Consider the following 23,951-nt stretch of genomic DNA (forward strand, 5'->3'; position numbering starts at 1 on the left):
ATTCCATGAAATTAATGGGATCGCCTGTCAGAGGTATTACGCCCTCTCATGATCAGGATTGGATGAAACGAATCAGTTCCGAATTGAATTTTTCCAATTCATCATAGAATGCACCATGACCACTCTCTTCAAAAGCAATCAGTTGAGACGAAGCGATGCCCTTGTGCATCTGCTCGGCGAACTCAAACGGACAGATCTCATCTTTTTTCCCGTGTAAAATGGCTGTTGGCACCTGAATGGAACTCAGGTCACCTCGCAAGTCCTCATCCCGCAACGCAATTGCACTGCGAATGGTACCATAAGATGAAGCTTCCATGCCGAGGGCGTGGAACCAATCCATGAATGGCTGGCTGTGTTTCTTCGCGAAGAACATGCCGCCAAACGTCTCCAGTAACTTCGGACGATCTGCAAAAATCGGCTCAATGATCTGCTCGTTCAGCTGCTCTGGAGTCAATCCATACGGATAACCTTCACGCTGTGTGAACACAGGTGCTGCCGCAGATAACAAGGCCAGCTTGGAGACACCATGTCCCTTATGGCGAGCCATGTAATGTACTGCGATCGCTCCACCCATAGAGAATCCTGCGAGTACCGCGTCTTTCAGCTCCAAATCATCAATAACGGCACGAACATCGTCTGCCATGCGATCATAATCATATCCTATGGAAGGTTTATCCGATAAGCCATATCCTCTAAAATCTATCGCAATGGCACGAATGCCATGGTTCGGCAGTACGTTCAATTGGTATTCAAACATTTTATAATTAACAGGCCAGCCGTGCAAAAAGACAACCGGGGTTCCTTCGCCAATATCTTCAACATATACTTTTACATTTGGTTCCACTTGTACATAACGTCCCATATTTCACAGCTCCCTTATTATCGAATCGTCTCTTCGAATCATTACCCGCTGACCCAAGGTTCAAACGTAAGCTGTTCAACCAGCCGCATACTACTAGCGAGACCAATTAGCCATTTTCCTCTTCTAATCTGATTACCGTAGCAGTCTAAGCCCATTCAGAATAACCAGAATTGTACTGCCTTCATGACCTACCACACCCAGAGGCAATGCAACGTCTTGGAGGAAGTTACCAGCAATCAAAGCCAGAATAACGGTAATGGCAAAAAACATATTCTGTTTCACCGTGCGCTGTGCTCGACGAGCCTGCCCAATCACCCAAGCGATCTCTTCAATGTTATCGTTCATAAGTACCGCATCAGCGACCTCCAGTGCAGTCCCGCTGCCGGACAATCCCATCCCCATACCCACAGTAGCTGCTGCAAGTGCCGGTGCATCATTGACACCATCCCCTACCATCAGCACAGGACCATACTGTTTGCGGAGTGCTTGTACCTGCTTCACCTTATCTCCAGGCAGCAAGTCTGCATAGACCATGTTTACTCCAGTTTCACACGCAATTACAGAAGCTGATCTGGCCCGATCACCTGTTAACATGGCAACTTTTACACCCATCGCTTCAAGCTTTTTCACTGCAGCGGCTGCCTGTGGCCGTACCGTATCCCGCATCGCGATCAGCCCGACCAATTCACCATCAGCCATAACAACGGATACAGTTTTCCCCTCCCCCTCAAGACGGGAGCATACATCACCCCACTCAGAAGATACTTTCACAGGGTTAACATCATGTTCATCTGAATCATCAACGTTGCTGTCTTTCATCTCCTCTGACTGCATTGATCCCAGTACATCTGTTTTGCCAATGCTCCAGATCACATCGTTCACCGTTCCTTCGATGCCCCAGCCTGTTAGAGCCTGTACGTGCTCTGCTTCCTGAAGTGTAATGTTTTCCTTGTTCGCCTGATCTACGATGGCACGAGCTAAAGGATGCATGGACAGGTTCTCAATCGCCGCTACTGCAGCTAACAGCTGGGCACGATCTACATGTTCAGCCGTAATAATATCGGTCACTTGTGGGGTGCCCATGGTCAATGTACCTGTTTTGTCAAAAGCCACAACCCGCGTGCGAGCCATATTCTCCATATGGGCACCTCCCTTAAAGAGAATGCCCCGGCGGGCGCTGCTGGACATCGCGGACAACATGACAGGCATGATGGAAGACACCAATGCACAAGGTGAAGCAACAACCAGAAACACCATCGCTTTATAAAATGCCTCATTCCATGTCCAGCCAAGCAGTAGTGGAGTTCCTGCAATCACAAGTAAAGTCACCCCTACAACAATGCGTGCGTAAATTCCTTCAAACCGCTCCATAAAACGCTGGGAATCCGGCACTTCTGCCTGCGCTTCTTCCACCATTTTAATGATTTTGCCGAATAGTGACCCTTCAGCCGATTTTGTAACTTCTACGTATAGGGCACCCTCACCGTTTACCGTACCTGCATAGACTTCATCCCCCGCAACTTTGTCCACAGGCAGGGATTCTCCGGTGATGGACGACTGATTGATAAAAGAACTCCCACGGTACACGACACCATCTGCTGGGATGAGTTCTCCCGGTTTGACCAACAGCAGATCACCCGGCTCCAGATCATCAATAGCCACGAGGTTCATCTGTCCGTCCTCAATACGTAGTGCAGTCTCCGGCTTCAGCGCCAGTAAAGATGAGATATCCTTATGACTGCGCTCTGTCGCATAACTTTCCAACGCACCACTGAGTGCAAAAATAAAGATCAGCATCGCACCTTCATTCCAGTAACCAATGGCTGCTGCCCCGAGGGATGCGGCAATCATCAGAAGGTTTACATCCAGATCACGTTCCTTGACCAGTGTCTCGATACCTTCCTTCGCTTTGGTCCAACCGCCAACGGCATACGCCACAATGTAGAGCATGATGGACAAAGTCCCGAAATACGGTGCAGTTCCCCAGGCAATCAGCATCAACAGCCCGCTGCCCAATGCAGATTGCATCTCTTTATTCTGCAACATGGCTCGAAAATCTGGCTTACGTCCCCGGTTTGGGCCTGGTGTTTGGGATAAGCGCTGTCCCGCTTGTTTCTGTCTGTGTAGTGGTTGATGTATCGCTTGCATATGAATCACGTTCCTTTCGAATGGTAGGTTTGCGGATGACGAGTCTGCTAAATTCCGCTCCCAAAAATGAAGTTGTATTGAGAATGAGAGCCATTGTTAATGCCCTAAAAATGACACATGCTGCTGCGGGAATCCCGCAGCAGCATGGTTTTGTGAATGATTTTAAATAATCTCGAATGAGAATGATAATCATTTTTGCGCTTGTGCAATTGTGTTTACTCAATACAACTTTTAATCAGTATATGCCCGCGGTCCTCATTTGTAAATGGCCTTTTTTTCGATGCTTACTCATAAATACGTGTTCAAAAAGACAAAAAGCCGCTGTCCCGGAGGACAACGGCTTTAACCATCTATTGATACTCATATGACCTGTTTATGGCATATCACTTAAGTGATTGTTTACACATTCACCCAATGCCATTTACGCGCCTACACTTGCTCCCTGACTTGCTTTGATGGCTTGCTCCAGATCATAGATAATGTCTTGAATGTTCTCCGTACCCACAGACAGACGAATCAACTCCGGATTAACCCCTGCTGCGGTTTGTTCATCTTCGGTCAACTGCGCGTGAGTTGTACTTGCCGGGTGAATAATCAGTGACTTGGAATCGCCCACGTTTGCAAGGTGAGAGAACAGTTTGACACTTTCAATCAACTTGCGACCCGCATCCGCACCACCTTTGATTCCAAAGGTTAGAATCGCACCCTGCCCTCTTGGCAGATATTTCTGTGCAAGCTCATAAGAACCATGGCTCGGCAGACCAGCATAACTTACCCAAGACACATCCTCATGTTTCTCAAGGAATTCCGCAACCGCAAGGGCATTGCTACTATGACGCTCCACGCGCAGATGTAATGTCTCCAGTCCTTGCAGCAGCAACCATGAGTTGAATGGAGAGATCGTTGCACCCAAGTCACGCAGAAGTTGTACACGAGCTTTGATAATATAAGCAATCGGTCCAACCGCTTCCGTATATACCACACCGTTATAACTGGAGTCCGGCTCCGTCAATCCAGGGAACTTGCCACTTGCTTTCCAGTCAAATTTCCCGCTATCCACGATAACGCCACCAATGGATGTACCATGACCCCCAATAAATTTCGTTGCAGAGTGGACGACAATATCTGCGCCATGTTCGATTGGACGAAGCAGATACGGACTTGGGAATGTGTTATCCACGATCAAAGGAATTCCATGTTCATGAGCGATGGCTGCCACCGCTTCAATATCCAGTACATTCCCCTTTGGATTACCGATCGTTTCGGCATACAATGCTTTCGTTTTCTCCGTAATCGCTGCCCGGAAATTCTCAGGATCACTGGAATCCACAAATTTTACGTCCAGACCCAGTTTCGGCAAAGTCGTCGAGAACAGATTGTATGTACCTCCATACAAACTCGCCGAAGATACGATCTCATCACCTGCACCAGCAATATTCAGAAGTGAAAACGTTATGGCTGCCTGACCAGAAGCTGTAGCCAGCGCTCCAGCTCCGCCTTCCAACGCCGCAATCCGTTGCTCAAACACGTCGGTTGTTGGATTCATCAGACGGGTATAAATGTTGCCAAACTCTTTCAAACCAAACAAGTTAGCTGCATGCTCGGTGTCCTTGAATCCATAGGATGTTGTCTGATACAAGGGCACAGCTCGTGCGTTGGTGGTTGGATCAATCTCCTGGCCTGCATGAATTGCCAATGTTTCAAATGAAAGCTCACGTTCGTTTGACATAAATCTGAATCCTCCCTCAATATATACGTTCTTTAAGTTCCTGATGTCTTCGCATGGTGGCGTATGTTTTCCATATTCTCTCACAAGATGTCGCATTTGAAAAGACTTATTTCCGATTTTTCCGATAAGAAATATTAAATATGTATATTATCAATTTTTGTACCAAAAAAACCTTTGCACTCGCAAAGGTTTTTCAGCTACTTTGGCTTCGGTATGCAATACCTCATCCTGGGTTTGGTTAGACCCGAACTGCACTCCATACTTCACGCAAATGTTTGGCCGCAGGTACAGCTTCCTCCGCAGTTACGCCTTCAAGTGAAATATCGATATGTGGCTTATACGTTTTTAACAATTCAAAAAATAACGGGTAATCCAGTATCCCTGCCCCAGGTACCGGATTAAACTTCTCTCCCTGTGCATCAAAGGCTACATCTTTGGCATGGATCACAATCATGCGCTGATACAGCGATTCCATCACCTCGCGCAAGAAAGCCCCTTGATCTGCTGCATGTGGTTGTTTGATCAGATTACACGGATCGAACAGCATTCCCAGATTCGATGAAGGAATCTCTTCAAACAAACGTGTCATATGTTCATGGGTATGAAGAGTATGTGTGGACACAGGCTCAATCGCCGCATGCACCCCCCATTTCTCCGCTTCCTCAGCCAACTCCTCAACCGTTTCTTTCAGCACACTCCACGCCTTCTCTTCATATCCATCCGGATGTGTATCCTGATAGGTGTCCAAGCCCCCGGTCTCCGTTGCTACCATGCTGCAACCAAAATCCCGGGCATAACGCAGATGCTCCTTGAATCGATCAATGTCCGCACGTCGTCTTACCGGATCAGGGTCAATCGGATTAATATAACAGCCCAGTACTGCAATCTTCACCCCGCGCTGTGCAAATTGATCTCCAATCTCATTCGCTAGCCCTGGGCTCAGCTTGCCATTCGATGAGTCCACATCGGATAATGCTTTGGCCAGCGCCAGCTGTACGGAATTAAATCCGTTATCCGCAATCGTCTGCGCAAGCTGTGCTGTAGGCTGTTTGCCAAATGTATGTGCCAGAATACCAAGTTTCATCTCACTGCCTCCCTATGCTAATCCGATTATCAAGTGATTAACGTGCCATCCAGCCGCCATCGACATTCAGCACATGACCATTCAGATAATCCGAAGCGGCAGATGCCAGAAAGACAACCGGGCCTTTCAGATCTTCAGGTGTTCCCCAACGCCCAGCAGGAATACGAGCTGTAATATCCCGGTACCGATTCTCGTCCGCACGGATCTGGGTAGTATTATCGGTTTCCATATAACCAGGTGCGATACCGTTAATCTGGATTCCCTTCCCTGCCCATTCATTGGCGAGTGCTTTGGTTAAACCGGCAACGCCATGTTTACTGGCTGTATACCCTGGCACGTTGATCCCACCTTGATAGGACAACATGGATGCAATATTAATGATTTTGCCACTTCCGCGTTCAATCATATGTCTGCCTGCCAATTGGCTTAGGAAAAATACAGTGTTCAGGTTCAGACCAATTACATCATGCCAGTCCTGAACTGCATGATCAGCCGCAGGTGTGCGACGAATGATTCCGGCATTGTTGACGAGAATGTCAATTCTGCCCTGGAACGCAAGCGCCTGTTCGAACACAGCCGACAACTCATCTTCACGACTTAAATCCGCTTCAATCACATAAGCTTTGCGTCCGAGTGCTTCAATGGCACTTGCCGTTGCCGCAGGCTTGGAATACGAGACCAGCACCACATCAGCACCTGCTTCTGCCAAACCAATGGCCATCCCTTGTCCAAGTCCTCCCGAGGTACCTGTCACCAGTGCAACTTGTCCGCTTAAATCAAATGGGTTCATGAATGATTCCTCCGCATGGTTTTGATATGTAATCCTTAGATCCGTCCGTTCTTTTAATGCCATGAATAATGAATGAGGTTAACTTTGATAATCCACTGTGACACCGCTCTGCTCGTATAAGGCAGCCGTCTCTTCATCCAAACGACTATCGCTGATAATATAGTCCAGTTCCGAACACTGGGCGAAAGTTCGCAGTGCAAATTGTCCGAATTTATAATGATCCACAACGCCGTATACTTGCTGCGAGGCAGATATCATTGCTTTTTTCAAAGAAACCAGATCTCCCGTGTATATGGATAATCCAAATTCCGGATGAAGGGCTGTCGTGGATATAAAGGCTTTATGAATGTTAAGACTGGATATAAACGCAGCCGTATCATCCCCAACCAACATATTCCGTACACGAGCCCCGCCCGGCACAACCAGTCGCACTTGCTCCTTTTTGGTCAACTCCGCAATGATGAATAGATCATTAGTCACCACCGTCAGCGGTTGATTATCGAGACGTTTGGCCATCTCTAGCGTAGTGCTGCCACCATCGAGGGCAACGATATCTCCAGGTCGAATGTAAGCAAGGGCACGTTCAGCAATCTCCGTCTTCTCCGTATGATGCTTCTCGGTAACTCCGCGGCTATTCAAGATGCCGTACTGGTCATTCTGAGCCAGCATAGCACCACCATGGACACGTACGAGTAACCCCATACTCTCCAACTTGTCGAGATCCTCTCGCACAGTCTTCCCCGTCACCTGCAACAACTCACTCAGATCACTGACGGTTACTTCCTGGCGTTCCAGCAGAGCCTCCATAATTTTTTCATGTCTTTTCAATGGATTCATCATAATCAACTTCCTATACCACCTGAGTTAAATGGTAGTTTCGCACTTACACTTCGGGTACAGAAAACCTTCCGATCACTCTTATCCCCATATTTCCTTTGATCCCTTATTTAAAGGGAGAAATCTGGTGATAAAGGCGCACGCTTCGCTTCTTCTGGTCCTTTCTGTACCCTCCGTTCTAGTGTCTACCCTGTCCATTTAACTCAGACATCTGTAATTTATTATTTCAGGTCTTTCATCGCTACGCCGTCCATATCTTCGAACGTCTGGTTCTCACCAGCCATCGCCCAACAGAAGGTGTAATTGCTTGTACCCACACCACTGTGAATGGACCAGCTTGGGGAAATGATCGCCTGGCGATCACGTACAACTAGATGGCGCGTCTCGTTCGGCTCCCCCATCATGTGGAATACAACACCGTCTTCAGGCAAGTTCCAGTACAAGTATACTTCGGAACGGCGGTTATGGGTATGTGCAGGCATCGTGTTCCACATGTTACCCTTGTCGAGTTCGGTAATGCCCATCACCAACTGACAACTCTGAATTCCACCTTCTCCTTGGTGAATGTAACGATAGATCGTACGCTCATTGGAAGTTTCGATGCTGCCCAGATGATTCGGCTGAGCTTGTTCTTGCGTTGCTTTTACCGTTGGATAGGTGTGATGAGCCGGTGTGGATACAAAATAGAAATGGGCAGGTTGAGCCTTGTCACTGCTTGTGAACACAACTTCCTTAACACCTCTACCGATGTAGAGACATTCCTTCGCTCCAATCTCATAACCTTGTCCGTCCGCTGTCACTGTTCCGTGACCACCGACATTAATGATACCGATTTCACGACGCTCCAGGAAAAAGTTCGTTCCGATATCTTTCAGGTTCACTTCAAGGGTAATGTCCTTGCTCTCAGGTACAGCCGTTCCCACAATATAACGATCCACATGAGAATACACCGTTACCAATTCATCGGTTGCAAACAGTTGCTCCATCAAAAATTCCTCACGCAGGCGAGATGTATCATACGTTTTCACTTCATTGGGATGTGCAGCATAACGATTTTCCATTATTAATCCATTCCTTTCGTCATTTAAATTAGTTGGGATTGAGTTTGATAATGTTCATATAAGTTCATTTTAGTTCATTATGTATCTTTTGTGTACCTTTATTTTCGAAAAAGTAATTTATGTGATAAAACATTTATGATTCTAACTGCCTTCGATATAATACAAGACATGGTCAGTCAAAGGAGAGATGCAAGTTATGGATTACCAATCATGGATCGGAGTACCTACTCCTCCCAAGAAAATGGTTATTACCACAGATCAGATTGTCCAGTTCACACAAGGCTTTCCAGAAGAATTTCGTCCCGACGCAAGATCCATTCCTCTCACCTTTCCGATGATATGGTGGCAACAGACACACTTACCCTGGATGGAGCTTCCTGGGAAAATTATGATCCATGGCCAACAATCGTTTACATACGAACGTAAATTGAAGTATGATGCAGCTTTATTTTACAGGATTGAACTTGCAAACGTACGCGAAACAACTGGATCTTTGGGGAAGATCCAGCTCCTTGATTGTACAATGAAGGTTACGAACGTCATGAAACAACCCTTACTCGTTGCTAACACCACATTAATACTTCTAGACTCTCCAGCGTTGCAGCCTTCGTACTCCGAACTCGAGCCTGTGTATCCGCAATATCCCTCGGAGATTTATTATCAATGGGATGGGAAACACCGTCTCTCATCTGGTGAACTCCTGTTCGACGCTTGTCTTGGAACCATAACCAGTTCTATGCTCATCGCCTATGCAGCCGCATCGAGCGATAACAACCCAATTCATCTGGATGTTCTCAAAGCACATGAAGCAGGTGCACCTCGCCGAATTGCACAAGGTATGCTTATCGGTGGCATGATTGGAAACCGACTACAAATGCTGGGGTTGGATAACTGGATTCTATGCGATATAAAATACCGATTTCGCTCACCCGTGATGGAAGGGGACGTCGTCCATGTCCTCGTGAGTGTCATCAACACGGATAACCTCTCCCATCTGGCATGCAGTATCACAGTCTATATTGAACATCGACCGGGTGTTCCTTCTAACTCGCTAGCCTATGAAGGATCCGTTCGTTACACGGCCCGTTAATCCCACTCTCCAATTCGGACATGACCCTTGAGCAGATTGCGGGAAATAATCATGCGTTGAATCTCGTCTGTGCCCTCGAAGATTCTCCATACTCGCATTTCCCGATACCAACGCTCGATCGGCAAGTCCTTCGAATATCCGATTCCACCAAAAATCTGAAGGACCCGATCCACAATATCGTTTGCTCTACCTGCACCGTACAACTTGGACATCGTTGCATGATGTCTTGCATCCAGCCCCTGATCCACCCTCCAAGCAGTATATAATACCAGCCATTTCAGAGCCTCCAGCTCAACCGCAGAGTCGGCAATCATCCATTGGATGCTCTGCCGACTTGCCAACTGCTCTCCAAATGTCGACCTTTCTTTAACGTAATCAATGGCCATATGGATCAGCCTGCCAGATGCACCCACAGCAATAGCCGGAATCACCCAACGCCCTCGACTGATCCACTGCATCGCTGTTGTTAACCCCTGCCCCTCTTCACCGAGCACATTTCCGTTTGGCACGAACACTTGGTTAAACGTAAGTACAGAAGGACTTTTATCCCCACCCATCGTAGGAATCGGCTCTGACGTCCACCCCATGTCCCGGTCCACCAGAAAGCAAGTGATCCCTTTGCCCGGCTCTGCCTGGACATCAGTCACTGCAAAAACAATTGCAAAATCCGCCTCGTTTCCGTTTGTGATAAATACTTTCTCTCCATTGAGTACCCAACCATCCGCCACACGCTCAGCACTCATCTGAATTCGACTTGCATCGGAACCTGCCGAACGCTCCGTTATTGCAAAACAGGACTGTCTCTCGCCCGCAATAACGGGAAGCAAATACTTGTTCTGTTGTGTCTTGCTGTTGCAAAGGTACAGAATATTGTCCGCTTCCCCCCCGAAGACAAACGGAATACATGTGCGTCCTAGCTCCATTTTCAGGAGTGCACTAGTGACCGTCCCAAGATTTGCTCCCCCATACTCTTCTGGTGTCTCAATACCCCATAGGCCCTGTGTTTTCGCCTTTTGTTGAAGCTCTCTAATCTGTCTAAGTTCGATTCCGGGTCTTCCCTCACGCTCGTTACGCAATAATTCAGGTTCCAACGGAATCAGTAGCTCGTCCACAAAATGGCGTGCGGCGGATTGAATCTGCTTCTGTTGCTCTGTCAATTCAAAATTCATGTCAACCTCCCGTATAAAATGTCATCATTTGGGGCCAGAACAGCTGATCCATGATCACTTGAAAATTTCATGTTTCACAATTCCCCTGACTGCATACTGATGGTACAAGTCGATTAACTGATCTTCCGAAGGATGCTTGTAATACAAAACATCAAATTTCTCGTTAATACATTGGCACAAGATATCCAGGTCCGATGATGGTGTCTTATCTATAACCAACACTTCTCTATGGGCAGCTTCTGCCGAAATGGTCTGGATCAGTTCTGGGCCCTCGGCATAGACAACAATGATGCTGACAGGTAATCGATCCCCCTCGTAACCCTGATGTGCTCTTACAACCTTCTCAAAGCGAATATAACAATCCCACCATGATTTTCTAATCTCTGGGTCAAAAAATTCCTTTAAGATGTTTTGCGCCTGTACTTCAAACATCGGATGACATTCGAGGAAATAATCTAGATTCGTTTTCCAACCATCATAACGATTCTCATCAAACTCGGAAGGGTGAAAGATATGGAAGGTTAACGCTTTTTTGTTCAATACGAACGTTCCTCCAGCCTGTTGCAGACGATAGCCAAGCTCACTGTCTTCCAACCCCCATCCCTTGAACCCTTCGTCAAACATACCCGATCGGATCAGTACTTCTCTTGTTACCGAGAAATTGCAGCTGAAAGACAGATGCCACGCTGTGCGGAATGCGCTTCCATTTTCCGAAAAACGTTCCATGAGCTGAAATCGTTCATCTGCTTCTGATGATGTAATAGCAGTATGCACCCATCCCGAATTTAACGACGTTATATCGATGCTCTCTTCACCCAAATATCTTCGAAACCCTATGACAAGTTTCCCCTCGGCTAGCTTGTGCACTCTCAAATGTTCATAGATAAAGTCCGGTCCGGCGAGTTGATCTCCATCAAGGAACACGATCACATCTCCATTCGAGATAGTAATCCCCTTGTTTCGTGCCGCTGCCCGACTTGATTGCTCCGTAGAAGGAATGTAATTATATCGTATAGGAAAATCATACGTAAGCCTGCCGATCATCTCGCCCGTGCCGTCTATAGACCCGTTATCGATAACTACAACTTCGTATTGATCGCCTTCACACAAACGCTGTCTCGATAAGGAAGACAAACAGGCCTGAATCACTTCTTTCTGATTATGCGATAGAATAATTACACTAGCTTTCATACGTATCTCCTCCCACATGCCGGACTACCTTTTTATTTGCGTTTGGCACCAATAATAGTACAAATCCCAGGAAGGCAAGTGCTGCCGAACAGGCAATCACTATTTTAAAACCAAAATAATTTCCGACTGCTCCGGCTAGTAATCCACCACCCATGGAACCAATGATGTTTGCATTGTTGTACAACGTTGTGGCCGTACCTGTCATTTTAGGAACCAAATCCTGAAAAAAAGTCATTCCAACTCCAAGTACAATCGCGATAAAAATGGCACTGAATATCTGGATAGCAATGATCTGCCATCCCGATTGGGTAAACCAAAATAGTGAAAAATAGGCGACTCCAAACAATCCCGCGCATTTCATAACTGTGATACTACCAAACCTTTTGGCCAGTATTCCCAAAATGATCATGGTGGGAACCTGCAAGGCTGCGTTAACTCCCGAGATCATGCCAACGTCCAACTTCCCGCCTTGCAACTCTTGCGTAACATATAAGGGAGTTACAATTCCCCCCATCGTATTAGCCAACTCAAATGCCATGAAAGCAAGTAATGAAAATACAATCTGCGGTGCCATCAGCAGGCGCTTGAAGCTACGTACTGAGTCAGATGATAATTCCGTTCCGCCACCCGGTTCCCGAATCTCGTCTGCTCGAATCATCAGTACAAATACGGCAACGAGCATGTACATCAACGAAACAACCAGAAACAGGCCTGTGTACGAGAACTGGTAGATTATAAAAGAAGCCATTACAGGACCAAGAATCCAGGCCAGAGACACCAGAGCTCGCAATACAGCCATAACAACGGTGACATCTTCACTCGCCTCCCTCTCGACTACTTCTCTCGCAAGAGCAAATAATTGCGGAAAGGCCGAGAATGACAAGGCCATGAAAGTACAGGAAACCAGCATTAACACAATGTAACTGTCCGTATTTGCATAGAATACATAGCCTACAGAAGCAGATACACATGATCCAACAATGATCCACTTGCGCACAGGCTTTTTATCGGACAATCGACTAAACAGCGTACTAATGATAATGCCGCTTAACGATCCACACGCCATAAAGATCCCTAATGATAAGGGGCTCATTCCAGCCCGTTCTACTCCGAATAATGGCATGAATGGTAGCGTTAATCCGTATCCCAAACCAATAAAAAAAATACATACGGATAATAAAAGTAAGGCCGGACTTCTCAGGACAACCAAAAGACTTTTCAATAGAACCTTGCCCCCTCTTTACAACAACCGACGAATGAGTTCAGCTGCACGCTCGGCTCCTCCGTACTGCGAAGTACAGACGTTTTCCTTCAGCGCCATAGCCTTATCCATGTCTCCATTAGTCATCATCGCGTTAACGGTCTCAGCTAGAGCGGATCCCGTAACCTCATCTGGGGACATTACTCTGCCACCGCCAACGTCCTGTAACTGCTTGGCGTTAAACTCACGTTCTGCCCAGGTCGGAATGACCAACGACGGCGTGCCTGTTAAGATCGTCGTCATGCAACTTCCATGTCCGCCATGGTGAATCATGACATCGCTATGCTCGGCTGCCATAACTCCCGATACATATGAGGTGAAGTGTACATTAGGGGGAACTTCCACGCTGTCCCCTTCCAATGGATTAAAACCAGTAGCAATCAAAAGCTCCGTCGAAGTGTTACCGAGTGCTCTAACGGCTTCCCTGAAAATATGACCACCACTCTCCACACCCCATTCCACGAGACGACTTGTGTACACAAATACACGTGGCCTCCTGTCGTTGTCTGATTTCTTCAACCAGTTCGCAGGCATTCCTGTCTCATTTGTATCTCTCCATACCACGGGACCGATATATTCAATTGGAACGGGCAGCTTCCCGATCTGTACCGGATCAAAATCCGGTATGCTCGGAAGAAGGGCAAGATTACCCGCCAGAAATGTGAGAAGGTTGTCCGTTTTAGGCAGACCGTACTCAACCAACGCTCCGTTCAACACATTCGTGACATCTGGTATGTCTCCATATAATCCATAATTCGTTGTAAAAGGAAGACCACCTGGAAGTGTGCTGGACTGATTCATAGAAACGAGAGGAATGTCCAGCTTACAGGCAATGAACGCTGCGGGGACACTCGAATCGGAAATAACAAGGTCCGGTTTAAAACCGATGGTTACCCGCAGACGAGCTTCAAGCTCATTTCGCATGTAAACAGGGTCCGAGTACCCCATCATGGACAAAAAGTGATTCATATCCTTGAAGTTTGGGTGGAAAACCTGTCCCTTGGGAGCAGGAATAACTGGAATCGGAATATAGGTAAAACCCATCTGTTCCATCGCGCCCCCGGCATTTCCCCAGATTGTGAACGCCACCTCATGTCCCATCTCTCGTAACTTTAGTGCTATGGGAAGACAACGATTCACTCTCCCCATCCCGGCCATCATCCCAATAAAAATGCGTTTTTTCTTCAACAAAATTTCCTCCATCAATTCGTATATTTCGGAAATAGTTCTACACTTTCACGTAGGCTGACAACACTTGCTCAAAGAGTTCGCCTGCTTCCCAACCGTTCTCCCTACTGGATTGGGTGGCAACTATACGGTGCTCTGGAGGGGACCACACACCGATCTTTCCACCATTAACAGAGAAGATCTGACCGGTAACCCTACGGCAACGCGGCAGACATAAGGAAAGTATCAATTCGGCCACATCTTCCGTTGAACCTACTTTCCAGTACTCGGGAAACGACTCGCCTTTCATTTCAGCGGTCTGCTTCGCCCGTTCGATATAGGGCATTGTCATGTCAGTACGCGCTGCGGGAGAAACTGCATTCACATTAATGCCATAAGATTCAAGTTCCAGCGAAAGTGTCCACGTCATGCCTATCAATCCGGCTTTGGCAGCACTGTAATTTAATTGTCCGATCATTCCGGTCAAGCCCGCCACGGAGATCATATTAATAATGCTGCCTTCCCTTCGTTCCCTCATGCCCGGCAGAGCGGACCGGATACAAGCAAAGGCTCCCTTAAGATGCGATTTCAATACAAGATCCCACTCGGTTTCACTCATTTTATGGGCCATCTTATCGTGAACAACTCCGGCGTTGTTCACCAGGATATCAATCTTGCCAAATTCGCGAAGACCCTCCGATATGATGCGTTCACCACCGGCCATGCTTGCAACGGATTCAACGACCCCAATAGCGGTCCCACCCTGATCCCGAATCAACTGGACAACGTCCCATACCCCACCTTCTTGTACACCGTTGACTACTACCTTGGCTCCTTCTTGTGCCATACGTATTGCGGTTGCACGCCCAATTCCGCGGCTGGAACCCGTAATGACTGCTACCTGTCCCTCTAACAACAAAGACTGTTTCCTCCTATTCGCACTTCTCCCACAATGATGCAAGCCCGATCCCACCACCAATACCCAGTGTTGTGATTCCCCGAGCCCCCTTTATATGCCTCATCTCGTTGAATAGGCGTGTAACCAGGATGGCTCCCGATGCACCGAACGGGTGTCCAAGCGCCAGTGCCCCTCCTCCCACATTAACAATGTGAGTTGGAATATGCAGTTCCCTTAAAGAGGCCAGAACTTGTGAAGCGAACGCTTCATTGAATTCCACAAGATCAATGTCTTCCATTGCCAAGCGATTTCGGCTGAGCAACTTGGTAACGGCAGGGACCGGACCGATACCCAAGTAGTTCGGGTCAACCCCCACTGCCACACTGTCGATAAATTTCATTAGGGGTGTAAGTCCTAACGATAATGCTTTTCCCATTGACATGATTAAAACGATAGCGGCACCATCATTCAATGGACATGCATTACCAGCCGTCACTGTACCATCCTGTTCGAAAACAGATGGCAATGCTGCAAGCTTCGTAAGTGTTGTATTCGCCCGAGGACATTCGTCTGTATGAATGATTCTGAGTTGCTTACCCTCCGGGATAGACAATGGAACGATTTCGTTGTCGAAACGCCCGCTTTGTATTGAAGCAATCGCTTTCCTATGACTGGAAAGCGCATATTCGTCCTGGTCCATTCGAGTCACACCGTACTTCTTAGCAACGTTGTTAGCCGCCTTCCCCATATCCGGATCTCCGATCCATTCCGGAGAGAATCGTGTGCGAGTGATTACTTGAGGTACTACACTCCCGTACAGAGACAAGGGTTTCTCCAATCTCCAGGGTGCACGACTTGTGCTTTCGACACCACCAGCCAGATACACTTCCCCGGCACCTGATTGAATCAGCCTCGCTGCTAAATGAATAGCTTCAAGACCAGATCCGCATTGACGATCAATCGTCACGCCAGGGACCTCTACTGGGAGTTTGGCTTGTAACGCGGATAACCTGGCGATGTTGCCTCCCCCGCCTACTGCATTCCCCAATAGAACATCATCAATGTCACCGGGAGGGATGGGAATTTCGCTTAAAATGGCCTGAATGACTTCTGCAGCCAGTATCTCCGGCGGTGTCTCCTTAAACATCCCCCCGTATTTGCCGATTGCAGTTCGCTTCGCGGAAAGAATAACAGGAATCAACATATTGTTCATATCTTTATTTTCAGTAACTCGTTCAGTTTTGTTCGCGAAATCTTTCCACTCGTTGTATAGGGGAAGGCATCCACCCGCATAATTTCCTTTGGACACTTGTAGGTAGCAAGCTCACGACGGCACAATGATACAATCTCATCATCACTAACCTCGCTACCCATTCTGAGCTTGATAAGTGCGCTCACCTTTTGGCCCCAGTATACATCGGGTACACCTACAACGATGACCTCCTCAATGCCTTCCAATGTTAACAACAGCTTCTCGATTTCCTCCGGATATATATTAAGCCCTCCGCTAATAATCATGTTTTTCTTTCGACCAACCAGATATAAATAGCCTTCGGAATCTCGTGTTGCAAGGTCTCCCACAGTTGCCCATTCACCATGTACAACTTGGCTGGTTTCTTCCTCGGAACCATAATATCCGGCAAAGATCATCGGGCTCTTCACAAACAATTGTCCTACTGCGCCTTCGGTTACTTCCGTACTATCCGCTTCACGAATGGATACCTGCACACCGGCAAACGGTTTACCGATTGAATCAGGTTTATACCGATTTCCTTCCGGATCAAGTACTGTGACAAAGCTTAGCTCGGAGGCACCATAAAATTCATACAAACCTGCATTTTCAAATACCTCTTTCACCTTCCGTTTGGATTCTGGCGACCATTTATCACCTGACGTAATGAGAGATCTGACAGATGGCAGCGCAATAACTGAATCAGAAGCCATGAACGCTTTGTAGAGTGCTTCAAACATCGTAGGTACAAGATAAAGATGTGTAACCGCATGTGTTGCTAACGTCTCCAATACGTATTCCGCTCGGAATTTGCTTGTTAGATGGAATGTCCCGCCAATATACAACGTTTGAATGCACGCATATAACGTAAGTGAATAGACCAAAGAACCCGGCGCCAATACATGGTCTCCTGCATCATGCACGAATGTTTCACGCGCATATGCAAAGCTCTCGATCCATGAACGCTGAGAACGGAGATAGCCTTTCGGTCGTCCGGTCGTCCCGGAGGTATATCCCATGTAGAACAGGCTATCTTCAGTTGAGGATCGCTGTGGTTCGGCTTCTTCCCTTCTGAGAGAACGAGGTTCACCTGTATCCACAGTAATCACCCTTGTTGACGATGGAATATGAGGTATTCTGGCTTTGAACTCCACATCTATGACAAGCACACGAGGTTCACATTCATTAATAACCTCCGTCAGATTTGCATCGCTCCACTTGGGATCAAATACAGCAGCACACATTCCAATTTTGGTGGCTGCAAGAAAGTATTCGATCATCACGGCACTATTGTTCATCAGCAGGCCGACAAGAGGAAGTTCATCGGCTTCGAAATCTTCCTCAGTAGCCAGAATTGTATTTGCTGCCAGCTTTATTCCATGGTATAGCTCGGCGTACGAAATCTGCCGGGCATCATCAAAGATGGCAGTTTTCTCAGGATTCTGGGAAGCATGCATGCGTATCGCATCAGCCAGTAACATCATTTCACCTTCCTTACTGTATTAACTAAGGGGGTAGCCGGGAGCACTATCTCACCTGTTTTAACCAGATACAACCCTTTGTCCGATACACGAATATGCGGCAAATGTGAAGCTGTCAGAAATAAAAGAGAATACAGAGGATCACCAAATCGGTAACCGTGGACACGCATTTTCTCATTGAAATGATCCACACTAGCGCCGATTGATGCCACGCTCTCCAAGCTCATAGCTCCACTGAGAGGAAGAGGAATGTACAGTTGCTCCCCATCCACGAAATATACTAATATTCCTTCCCCGCGAACTTCCAACTCCTGAGACGCTTCGCGCATGGCAGACAGAGATCGCCCAAGTAAAAGTGTATCGTTCGAAGCGTTGTAAGTACTTGCTAATGCCTTGATCCCACACGCTAAACCTTTGATTCGGGTGTTAATCACCCAACTTCCGTTAACATCCAGCAATGTCATCCAGTTCTCATCCGTTTCCAATTCCGCTCGGGGATCAAAATGGTACGATTGGGTGATGACATCGTTCACCAGTTCAATACCGGTGTCGGTTCGAGTTTCCATCTGGTCCATCCTCAGGTTGACGATCGTTCGACGAGACGGAAAAGTGGAGCGCAACCAAGTGTGTATCTCTGCTTCATCTGGCTCTACTACTCGCCTTTGATTTTGGACCACCCACTCACCTCGTTGCAGGACATGTAGTGGATCAGGTTCATTTATGGAGGTTAAGACGTTCAAACAAGCCAGTCTGCCTGGTGCAATCCCGCCTAAGTCTTCATCCAGACCGTAATATACTGCCGGATTTAAGGTAGCAAGACGATAGGCATCCGCTACAGATATTCCCGTCTCCATACAGATCTTGATCATGCTGGCACAGCTCGTCCTCTTCACATAGTTTGGTGACGGGCCATCGCTGGTAAGCATCATTCGGTTCATATTGAACCGGGAATCACCTTTCATCCCTTTAAGGAGGTGTGGCAAATCAGGACGAATAGATGAGTATCGAAGAGAGGCGTGTAGCCCCGCTTTTAATCGTCTAAGTACATCTTCGGCATGGAGAGCTTCGTGGTCAGCTGTGATGCCCGCTGCAGCCATAGTACTTATTTTTTCATAAGATACGCCAGGCAAATGTCCTTCCGCCCTCATCCCATGATGAGCCTTCGTTAGATAAAGTTGCTCTACCAATACTTCGTCGTTCGCCAGCAGTTTGGGCCATTCGGTCAGTTCCCCGCTCTGTATCACAAGGTTATGTTGTAGCCACTTGTCCATAGTCATTGGATCAGCTCGATCAGGACGGTCAATGTTACACCACCATAGGAACATATGGTGACTTGTCTCCTCCAGCTTCTCAATGAATGACAAAGCTTCAGTTCCTAGAAACGTTAACAAAGACAGATTATCATTAATGGACAAGACCGTACCCTTCTGTAACAGAGCTTCTCCCCATGTATAAGGATTGTACATTTGGCATGGGTGTGCATGAGGTTCAATATATCCTGGAACAACAACATGACCTTTCTCCAATTCAACGACCTGGGTCTGGTCTGAAGTGGGTAGTTCCTTGGCTCCAACGTAGGCAATACGACTTCCGGACAGATAGATATTCGCTTGTTCAACTTCCCCTGTGTATACGTTCAAGTAAGATGCCTGTCTAATCCACATTGTCGCAGGCTGATCACCTTTAGATACTGAAATGAGTCTGTGATATTGCTGTAGATTTGTCGGGTAAATCCTCATAGCTTACCTCACTTTCGTAATGCCAACAAAAGTGCGAAACAAAAAATGGATATGATCAGCACTTTATAGTCGAGCTTTTTGAAAGCTAACGTTCTCAGTTGCGTTCGATTCATGCCAGGGCTATATCCGCGTGCCTCAACGGCCAGTGAAGCGCTTTCGGCTTTCTGGAACGCTAACAGAAGGATAGGGACTACAATTGGGATAAAACTTTGCAGACGACGAACGATATTACCGGAATTAAAACGAACACCTCTTGCCCGCTGTGCCTTCATCACGTTGTCGGTTTCATTCAACAGGATTGGAATAAAGCGGATCGTCCACGAGATCATCAACGCAAATTCCTGTGTAGGAACACCCAACCGCTTGGCAGGCTTCAACAGATCTTCAATAGCCTGTGCGAGATCACCCAGCTTTGTCGTAAGTGTCAACAATGAAGCGATGACGAGAAGAAGAATGATGCGAATGGCTATATTACCTGCTTTAATGACACCCTCCTCGTAGATCGAAAACACTCCCGCTTCAAGCCATAGCTCCCCCCCTTGTGTCAGAAAAATGTGAAACACAGATGTGACAATGACTATTAGCCAAACAGGTTTCAATCCTCTAACAATATAGGAGGGTGGTATTTGCGATATAGTGACTACACACACCACAAACACCGCAGACAATACGTATGAAAGCCATGAGTTCAACAGCATGACAGACAACATGAACAGGAACGCGATGACGAGTTTAGCTCTTGGATCAAGCCGGTGAATGATGGAGTTTCTGTGGACATACTGACCAATGATAAATGATTGAGATAAGGACATAACTACAATTCCTTCCTCTGAAAAAAATCAGCAATATATGACAAAATCCATTCTTTCTTTACCGACTCCAGCTGCAATTCAACGTTCAATTTTACATTTATGGCTTCCACGAGCTGGAGCGCTTTAGGCAGCTTTAATCCCATATCTTTCAACTCAACTTGATATTCAGTGAACAATTGGAGCGGAGTCGTATGTCTTTGCACTTGACCACGTTCAAATATAATCACTTCTTCGGCGTACTCGGCAACAGTCTCCATATCGTGCGTCACCATAATGATCGTACTCCCCTGTTCCTGCTGCCAGGAACAAAAGAGTTCCATCAGCTGCTCTTTTCCTTCCGAATCCAACCCTACCGTTGGCTCGTCGAGAATAAGTACCTCCGGGTTCATCGCTAACACACTTGCAATTGCCACTCTCCGCTTCTCTCCGCCACTTAATTCAAACGGTGATCTATTGCAGAAAGATTCGTCCAGACCTACCATGTGTAATGCATCCAAGCATGTACTACGTACTTTTTCGGCCGACCAGCCCAAGTTCTTGGGACCAAAAGAAATGTCTTTTATTACCGTATCCTCGAATAATTGATGCTCCGGGAATTGAAATACAATACCTACTTTATCGTAGAGAACGTGCGTTTTTTTTCGATCGGTTGTCATTCGAAAATCCCCTATATCAACTGTTCCATTTATAGGTTGCAAAAGCCCATTGAGCAGCTGTACAAAAGTTGACTTGCCTGATCCCGTTTTCCCCACAACAGCAATAATACGATTATCGCCCATGGTGAGTGTAATGTTGCTCAATACGTTGTTCTCCAGTGGTGTTCCAACATGATACGAGAAGTCCACTTCTTTTAGTGTAATTTGCATAAATCATCCACCAAATCTTCCAGAGTGAGTGCCGAAGAAGAGTGTAGCCCCTTCCGGTTCAGTGCCTCTCTTGCCTCGACAATAAAAGGAGCCGTTATCCCGGGAAAACGCCAGTATTCACCCTGAAACAAGACCTCGGGCGATCCATCATAACAAATGTCACCCTGATCAAGTACAATAACCCTCGAAGATGCTGCAATCTCCTCTAAGTCATGCGTAATTGTTACAATCGTAATTCCTTGTTTATGCAACTCTCCCATCAGCAATGCAATCTGATCTTTGCCTTCCGGGTCGAGCATTGAGGTAGATTCATCAAAAACAATAACTTCTGGTCCCATAGCGAGAACTCCCGCAATAGCGATACGCTGTTTTTGCCCTCCTGATAACGAATATACATCAGAATTATAATAATTCAGCATCCCCACTTGGCTCAATGCCTCTGTTACATGACGCTCGATATCTTCAGTAGGGACACAAACGTTTTGCAGGCCAAAGGCGATATCTTCAAACACTGTAGATGCTACAATTTGATTCTCTGGATTTTGAAAGATCATTCCAATTCTCTGACGAATGATACTTAAATCATTTTCATTGGATGTCACATAATCATTAAAAGTTACTTGGCCTGTGGTTGGAAGGAGTAACCCGTTCATTAACCTAGCTATGGTGGATTTCCCTGCTCCATTCCTTCCAGCAAACGCCACATATTCACCAGAACGAATATGAAGGTTAATATCGTTTAACATTGTTGCTCGGTTTGCATAACCAAACGTTACATTGGAAAAATGAATCACTGTAGTACCTCCATCACTTGGCGCGATTTACTTGTATAGAAGTGCTTAAGAATGTGCAGTCTCTGAATATCATAATGTTAGACCCCCGGAGTTTGCCTTTTCGTATCCTGGATCATTGTAGGACTTACCTTGAGAATTCTAACAGCAATAAGTGAAGCAAGCACTGCTTTGAGCAGGTCACCTGGAATGAAAACAAGGTTGCCTATGATAGCCTGTGTAATTGGTACATCCGTTATAAAGGACAGGAATGGAATACCCACTGCATACACAACAAGGATTCCGCCCACGATGTTGCTCAGTAGAAAGTTCCAAAATTTAATGCCTGCAACGGATGTACGTTGAACTAACAACCCAATCACAAAAGCAGCAATCGGATAACTAAGAACATACCCGCCTGTAGGTCCAACCAGAACACCCAAGCCCCCTCTGCCACCGGACAACAATGGAGCTCCTAAACCGATCAGAACAACAAAGAGCAAGAGACTTACCCCTCCCAATCGAGCACCAAGGATACTGCCTGCCAGCATCACGCCCAGCGTTTGGACTGTAATTGGCACAGGTATAAATGGTAGTGGAATCGGAGGTAACAGTCCAAGTACTGCAATAACAGCTGCCATAATCGCAGTAAACATCATATCTTTAATCTTCACAACAAGGCCCCCAATATGAATTAGTTATTAACTACGCATCCTTTATGTTGAGTTTTTCCAAGTCTTATGTACTACTGTATTAAGAGAACCTTCCCCTCGATACCCGATTCAGCCGCTGCAATAGCCTGTTGTACATTCGTTAGTTCATACGTCGCCCCAATGTTTGTCATGACAAGCCTCCCTGCTCTGACCAACTCCATTACCTCATGAAATACCTGTTCCCAGCGTTCTTGCGTACAGCGTTCCACCCAATGTTTTAACCAGAAAAGTTTCACATGAACTTGTGTTCCCCGGGTAACTTCATGCCATAACGGTGTGATCCCCGAAAGCAGTCCTACACTGATGACCGTGCCATTTGGCTTAAGGCAACTCACCAACTGTTCCCCATCTGTCCCTCCAATACAATCCACGGCTGCATCAGCACCGCACCCCTCTGTTAATTCCGTGATCCTAGCCTGGAGCAACTCTTTCGTTGTATTGATAACAGAAACTGCTCCAAGACGATACAGTTCAGCAGTATGACGATCATCTCTCGTAAGCGCAATCAATTTAAATCCATAGATTTTTGAGATCTGTGCAAAGATTCGCCCGATTGCAGATCCCCCTGCATTCACAATCAGGGTATCACCATACGTAAGCTTAAGCACCTCTGTACAGATCAACCAAGCCGTAACCGGATTAATATAGAGCTGACTTGCTGAGTGATCATCGATATCATTCGGCACAATGATTGTATGTTGCTCCAAAGTCTTCACGACGTCCTGCCAAGTATTCTCACCTTTTAGTGGCAAGACACGGCGACCCAACATTTGATTGGAAACTCCCGGCCCTACTGCTTCTACCACCCCCACACCCTCAAACCCGGGAACAGCTGGTAATCGGGTACGATGCGGGTAAGCTCCTCGAACAGGAATAATATCGGAGGGATTAATAGGTCGAGCATACATCCTCACTGCTAATTCACCGGGGCCAGGGGGTATCACATCTTTTTCTTCCATACATAATACTTCACTTGGTTCGCCAAAACGATAATAACGGATTACCCTTGCTTTCATTAGTACATCTCCTAAAATAATTTTGCTAAAATTGCT

At 46.7% G+C, this 23,951-nt stretch carries 21 protein-coding genes; 1 reads left to right on the forward strand and 20 read right to left on the reverse strand.

All coding sequences use genetic code 11. The features are described 5' to 3' along the window. Positions 1-52: 52 nt before the first annotated feature. The 7 genes from NST38_RS26005 to kduI form a co-directional block, all read right to left on the reverse strand. A complete protein-coding gene (locus NST38_RS26005; RefSeq protein WP_341344144.1) occupies positions 53-862 on the reverse strand; it encodes an alpha/beta fold hydrolase in 810 nt (269 codons plus the stop codon). 132 nt (positions 863-994) lie between these two features. Then, on the reverse strand, positions 995-3,010 hold the full coding sequence (locus tag NST38_RS26010; protein WP_341344145.1) for a heavy metal translocating P-type ATPase: 2,016 nt from the start codon (positions 3,008-3,010) through the stop codon (positions 995-997). Positions 3,011-3,431: 421 nt separating this feature from the next. Further along, entirely contained in the window at positions 3,432-4,739 is a 1,308-nt protein-coding gene (locus NST38_RS26015; RefSeq protein ID WP_036606925.1) for a homocysteine synthase, read from the reverse strand. Between the two features lie 238 nt (positions 4,740-4,977). After that, entirely contained in the window at positions 4,978-5,823 is an 846-nt protein-coding gene (locus NST38_RS26020; protein WP_074096473.1) for a sugar phosphate isomerase/epimerase family protein, read from the reverse strand. Between the two features lie 37 nt (positions 5,824-5,860). Beyond that, complete coding sequence (kduD, locus tag NST38_RS26025) at positions 5,861-6,613, reverse strand: 2-dehydro-3-deoxy-D-gluconate 5-dehydrogenase KduD (protein WP_036606921.1); 753 nt, start codon at positions 6,611-6,613, stop codon at positions 5,861-5,863. 78 nt (positions 6,614-6,691) lie between these two features. Then, positions 6,692-7,450 carry a DeoR/GlpR family DNA-binding transcription regulator gene (locus NST38_RS26030; RefSeq protein ID WP_036607086.1) on the reverse strand — a complete coding sequence of 253 codons (759 nt, stop codon included), beginning with the start codon at positions 7,448-7,450 and terminating at the stop codon, positions 6,692-6,694. Between the two features lie 221 nt (positions 7,451-7,671). Continuing rightward, complete coding sequence (kduI, locus tag NST38_RS26035) at positions 7,672-8,511, reverse strand: 5-dehydro-4-deoxy-D-glucuronate isomerase (protein ID WP_341344146.1); 840 nt, start codon at positions 8,509-8,511, stop codon at positions 7,672-7,674. Between the two features lie 196 nt (positions 8,512-8,707). Between kduI and NST38_RS26040 the strand changes: the two genes are divergently transcribed. Further along, positions 8,708-9,601, forward strand: a complete 894-nt coding sequence (locus NST38_RS26040; RefSeq protein WP_341344147.1) for a MaoC family dehydratase — start codon at positions 8,708-8,710, stop codon at positions 9,599-9,601. On the opposite strand, the gene NST38_RS26045 is transcribed toward NST38_RS26040, so the two are convergent. The 13 genes from NST38_RS26045 to NST38_RS26105 all read right to left on the reverse strand — a co-directional run bounded on the left by NST38_RS26045 (position 9,598) and on the right by NST38_RS26105 (position 23,915). Further along, the gene (locus NST38_RS26045; RefSeq protein ID WP_076328887.1) at positions 9,598-10,770 is read right to left on the reverse strand and encodes an acyl-CoA dehydrogenase family protein; all 1,173 of its coding nucleotides are present in this window, start codon (positions 10,768-10,770) and stop codon (positions 9,598-9,600) included. The genes NST38_RS26040 and NST38_RS26045 overlap by 4 nt on opposite strands. 54 nt (positions 10,771-10,824) lie before the next feature. Next, complete coding sequence (locus tag NST38_RS26050; protein WP_339185695.1) at positions 10,825-11,961, reverse strand: glycosyltransferase family 2 protein; 1,137 nt, start codon at positions 11,959-11,961, stop codon at positions 10,825-10,827. Beyond that, positions 11,951-13,183: a sugar efflux transporter gene (locus tag NST38_RS26055; protein WP_100529841.1), complete on the reverse strand. Its 1,233-nt coding sequence runs from the start codon at positions 13,181-13,183 to the stop codon at positions 11,951-11,953. The genes NST38_RS26050 and NST38_RS26055 overlap by 11 nt, the downstream gene beginning before the upstream one ends. A gap of 18 nt (positions 13,184-13,201) precedes the next feature. Continuing rightward, entirely contained in the window at positions 13,202-14,410 is a 1,209-nt protein-coding gene (locus NST38_RS26060; protein WP_340028343.1) for a glycosyltransferase, read from the reverse strand. 40 nt (positions 14,411-14,450) lie between these two features. After that, positions 14,451-15,308, reverse strand: coding sequence for an SDR family NAD(P)-dependent oxidoreductase (locus NST38_RS26065; RefSeq protein WP_341344148.1), 858 nt, complete (start codon positions 15,306-15,308; stop codon positions 14,451-14,453). Positions 15,309-15,321: 13 nt separating this feature from the next. Beyond that, a complete protein-coding gene (locus tag NST38_RS26070; protein WP_305955693.1) occupies positions 15,322-16,500 on the reverse strand; it encodes a thiolase family protein in 1,179 nt (392 codons plus the stop codon). Beyond that, the gene (locus NST38_RS26075) at positions 16,497-17,999 is read right to left on the reverse strand and encodes an AMP-binding protein (RefSeq protein ID WP_341344149.1); all 1,503 of its coding nucleotides are present in this window, start codon (positions 17,997-17,999) and stop codon (positions 16,497-16,499) included. Before NST38_RS26075 ends, NST38_RS26070 begins: the two co-directional genes overlap by 4 nt. Beyond that, positions 17,999-19,663, reverse strand: coding sequence for an adenine deaminase C-terminal domain-containing protein (locus NST38_RS26080; protein ID WP_341344150.1), 1,665 nt, complete (start codon positions 19,661-19,663; stop codon positions 17,999-18,001). The genes NST38_RS26075 and NST38_RS26080 overlap by 1 nt, the downstream gene beginning before the upstream one ends. An 83-nt stretch (positions 19,664-19,746) precedes the next feature. Beyond that, positions 19,747-20,550 (reverse strand): energy-coupling factor transporter transmembrane component T family protein, encoded by an 804-nt coding sequence (locus tag NST38_RS26085; RefSeq protein ID WP_076253569.1) that lies wholly within the window; start codon positions 20,548-20,550, stop codon positions 19,747-19,749. Between the two features lie 2 nt (positions 20,551-20,552). Next, the gene (locus tag NST38_RS26090; protein ID WP_076253568.1) at positions 20,553-21,416 is read right to left on the reverse strand and encodes an energy-coupling factor transporter ATPase; all 864 of its coding nucleotides are present in this window, start codon (positions 21,414-21,416) and stop codon (positions 20,553-20,555) included. After that, positions 21,401-22,210, reverse strand: a complete 810-nt coding sequence (locus NST38_RS26095; RefSeq protein ID WP_341344151.1) for an energy-coupling factor transporter ATPase — start codon at positions 22,208-22,210, stop codon at positions 21,401-21,403. Before NST38_RS26095 ends, NST38_RS26090 begins: the two co-directional genes overlap by 16 nt. 77 nt (positions 22,211-22,287) lie before the next feature. Next, positions 22,288-22,860 (reverse strand): biotin transporter BioY, encoded by a 573-nt coding sequence (locus NST38_RS26100; RefSeq protein ID WP_036668056.1) that lies wholly within the window; start codon positions 22,858-22,860, stop codon positions 22,288-22,290. Between the two features lie 71 nt (positions 22,861-22,931). Continuing rightward, positions 22,932-23,915 (reverse strand): zinc-dependent alcohol dehydrogenase family protein, encoded by a 984-nt coding sequence (locus tag NST38_RS26105; protein WP_076319666.1) that lies wholly within the window; start codon positions 23,913-23,915, stop codon positions 22,932-22,934. Between the last annotated feature and the right edge of the window lie 36 nt (positions 23,916-23,951).

The sequence above is a fragment of the Paenibacillus sp. FSL H8-0104 genome, from assembly GCF_038050215.1.
GTDB classification, from domain to species: domain Bacteria; phylum Bacillota; class Bacilli; order Paenibacillales; family Paenibacillaceae; genus Paenibacillus; species Paenibacillus amylolyticus.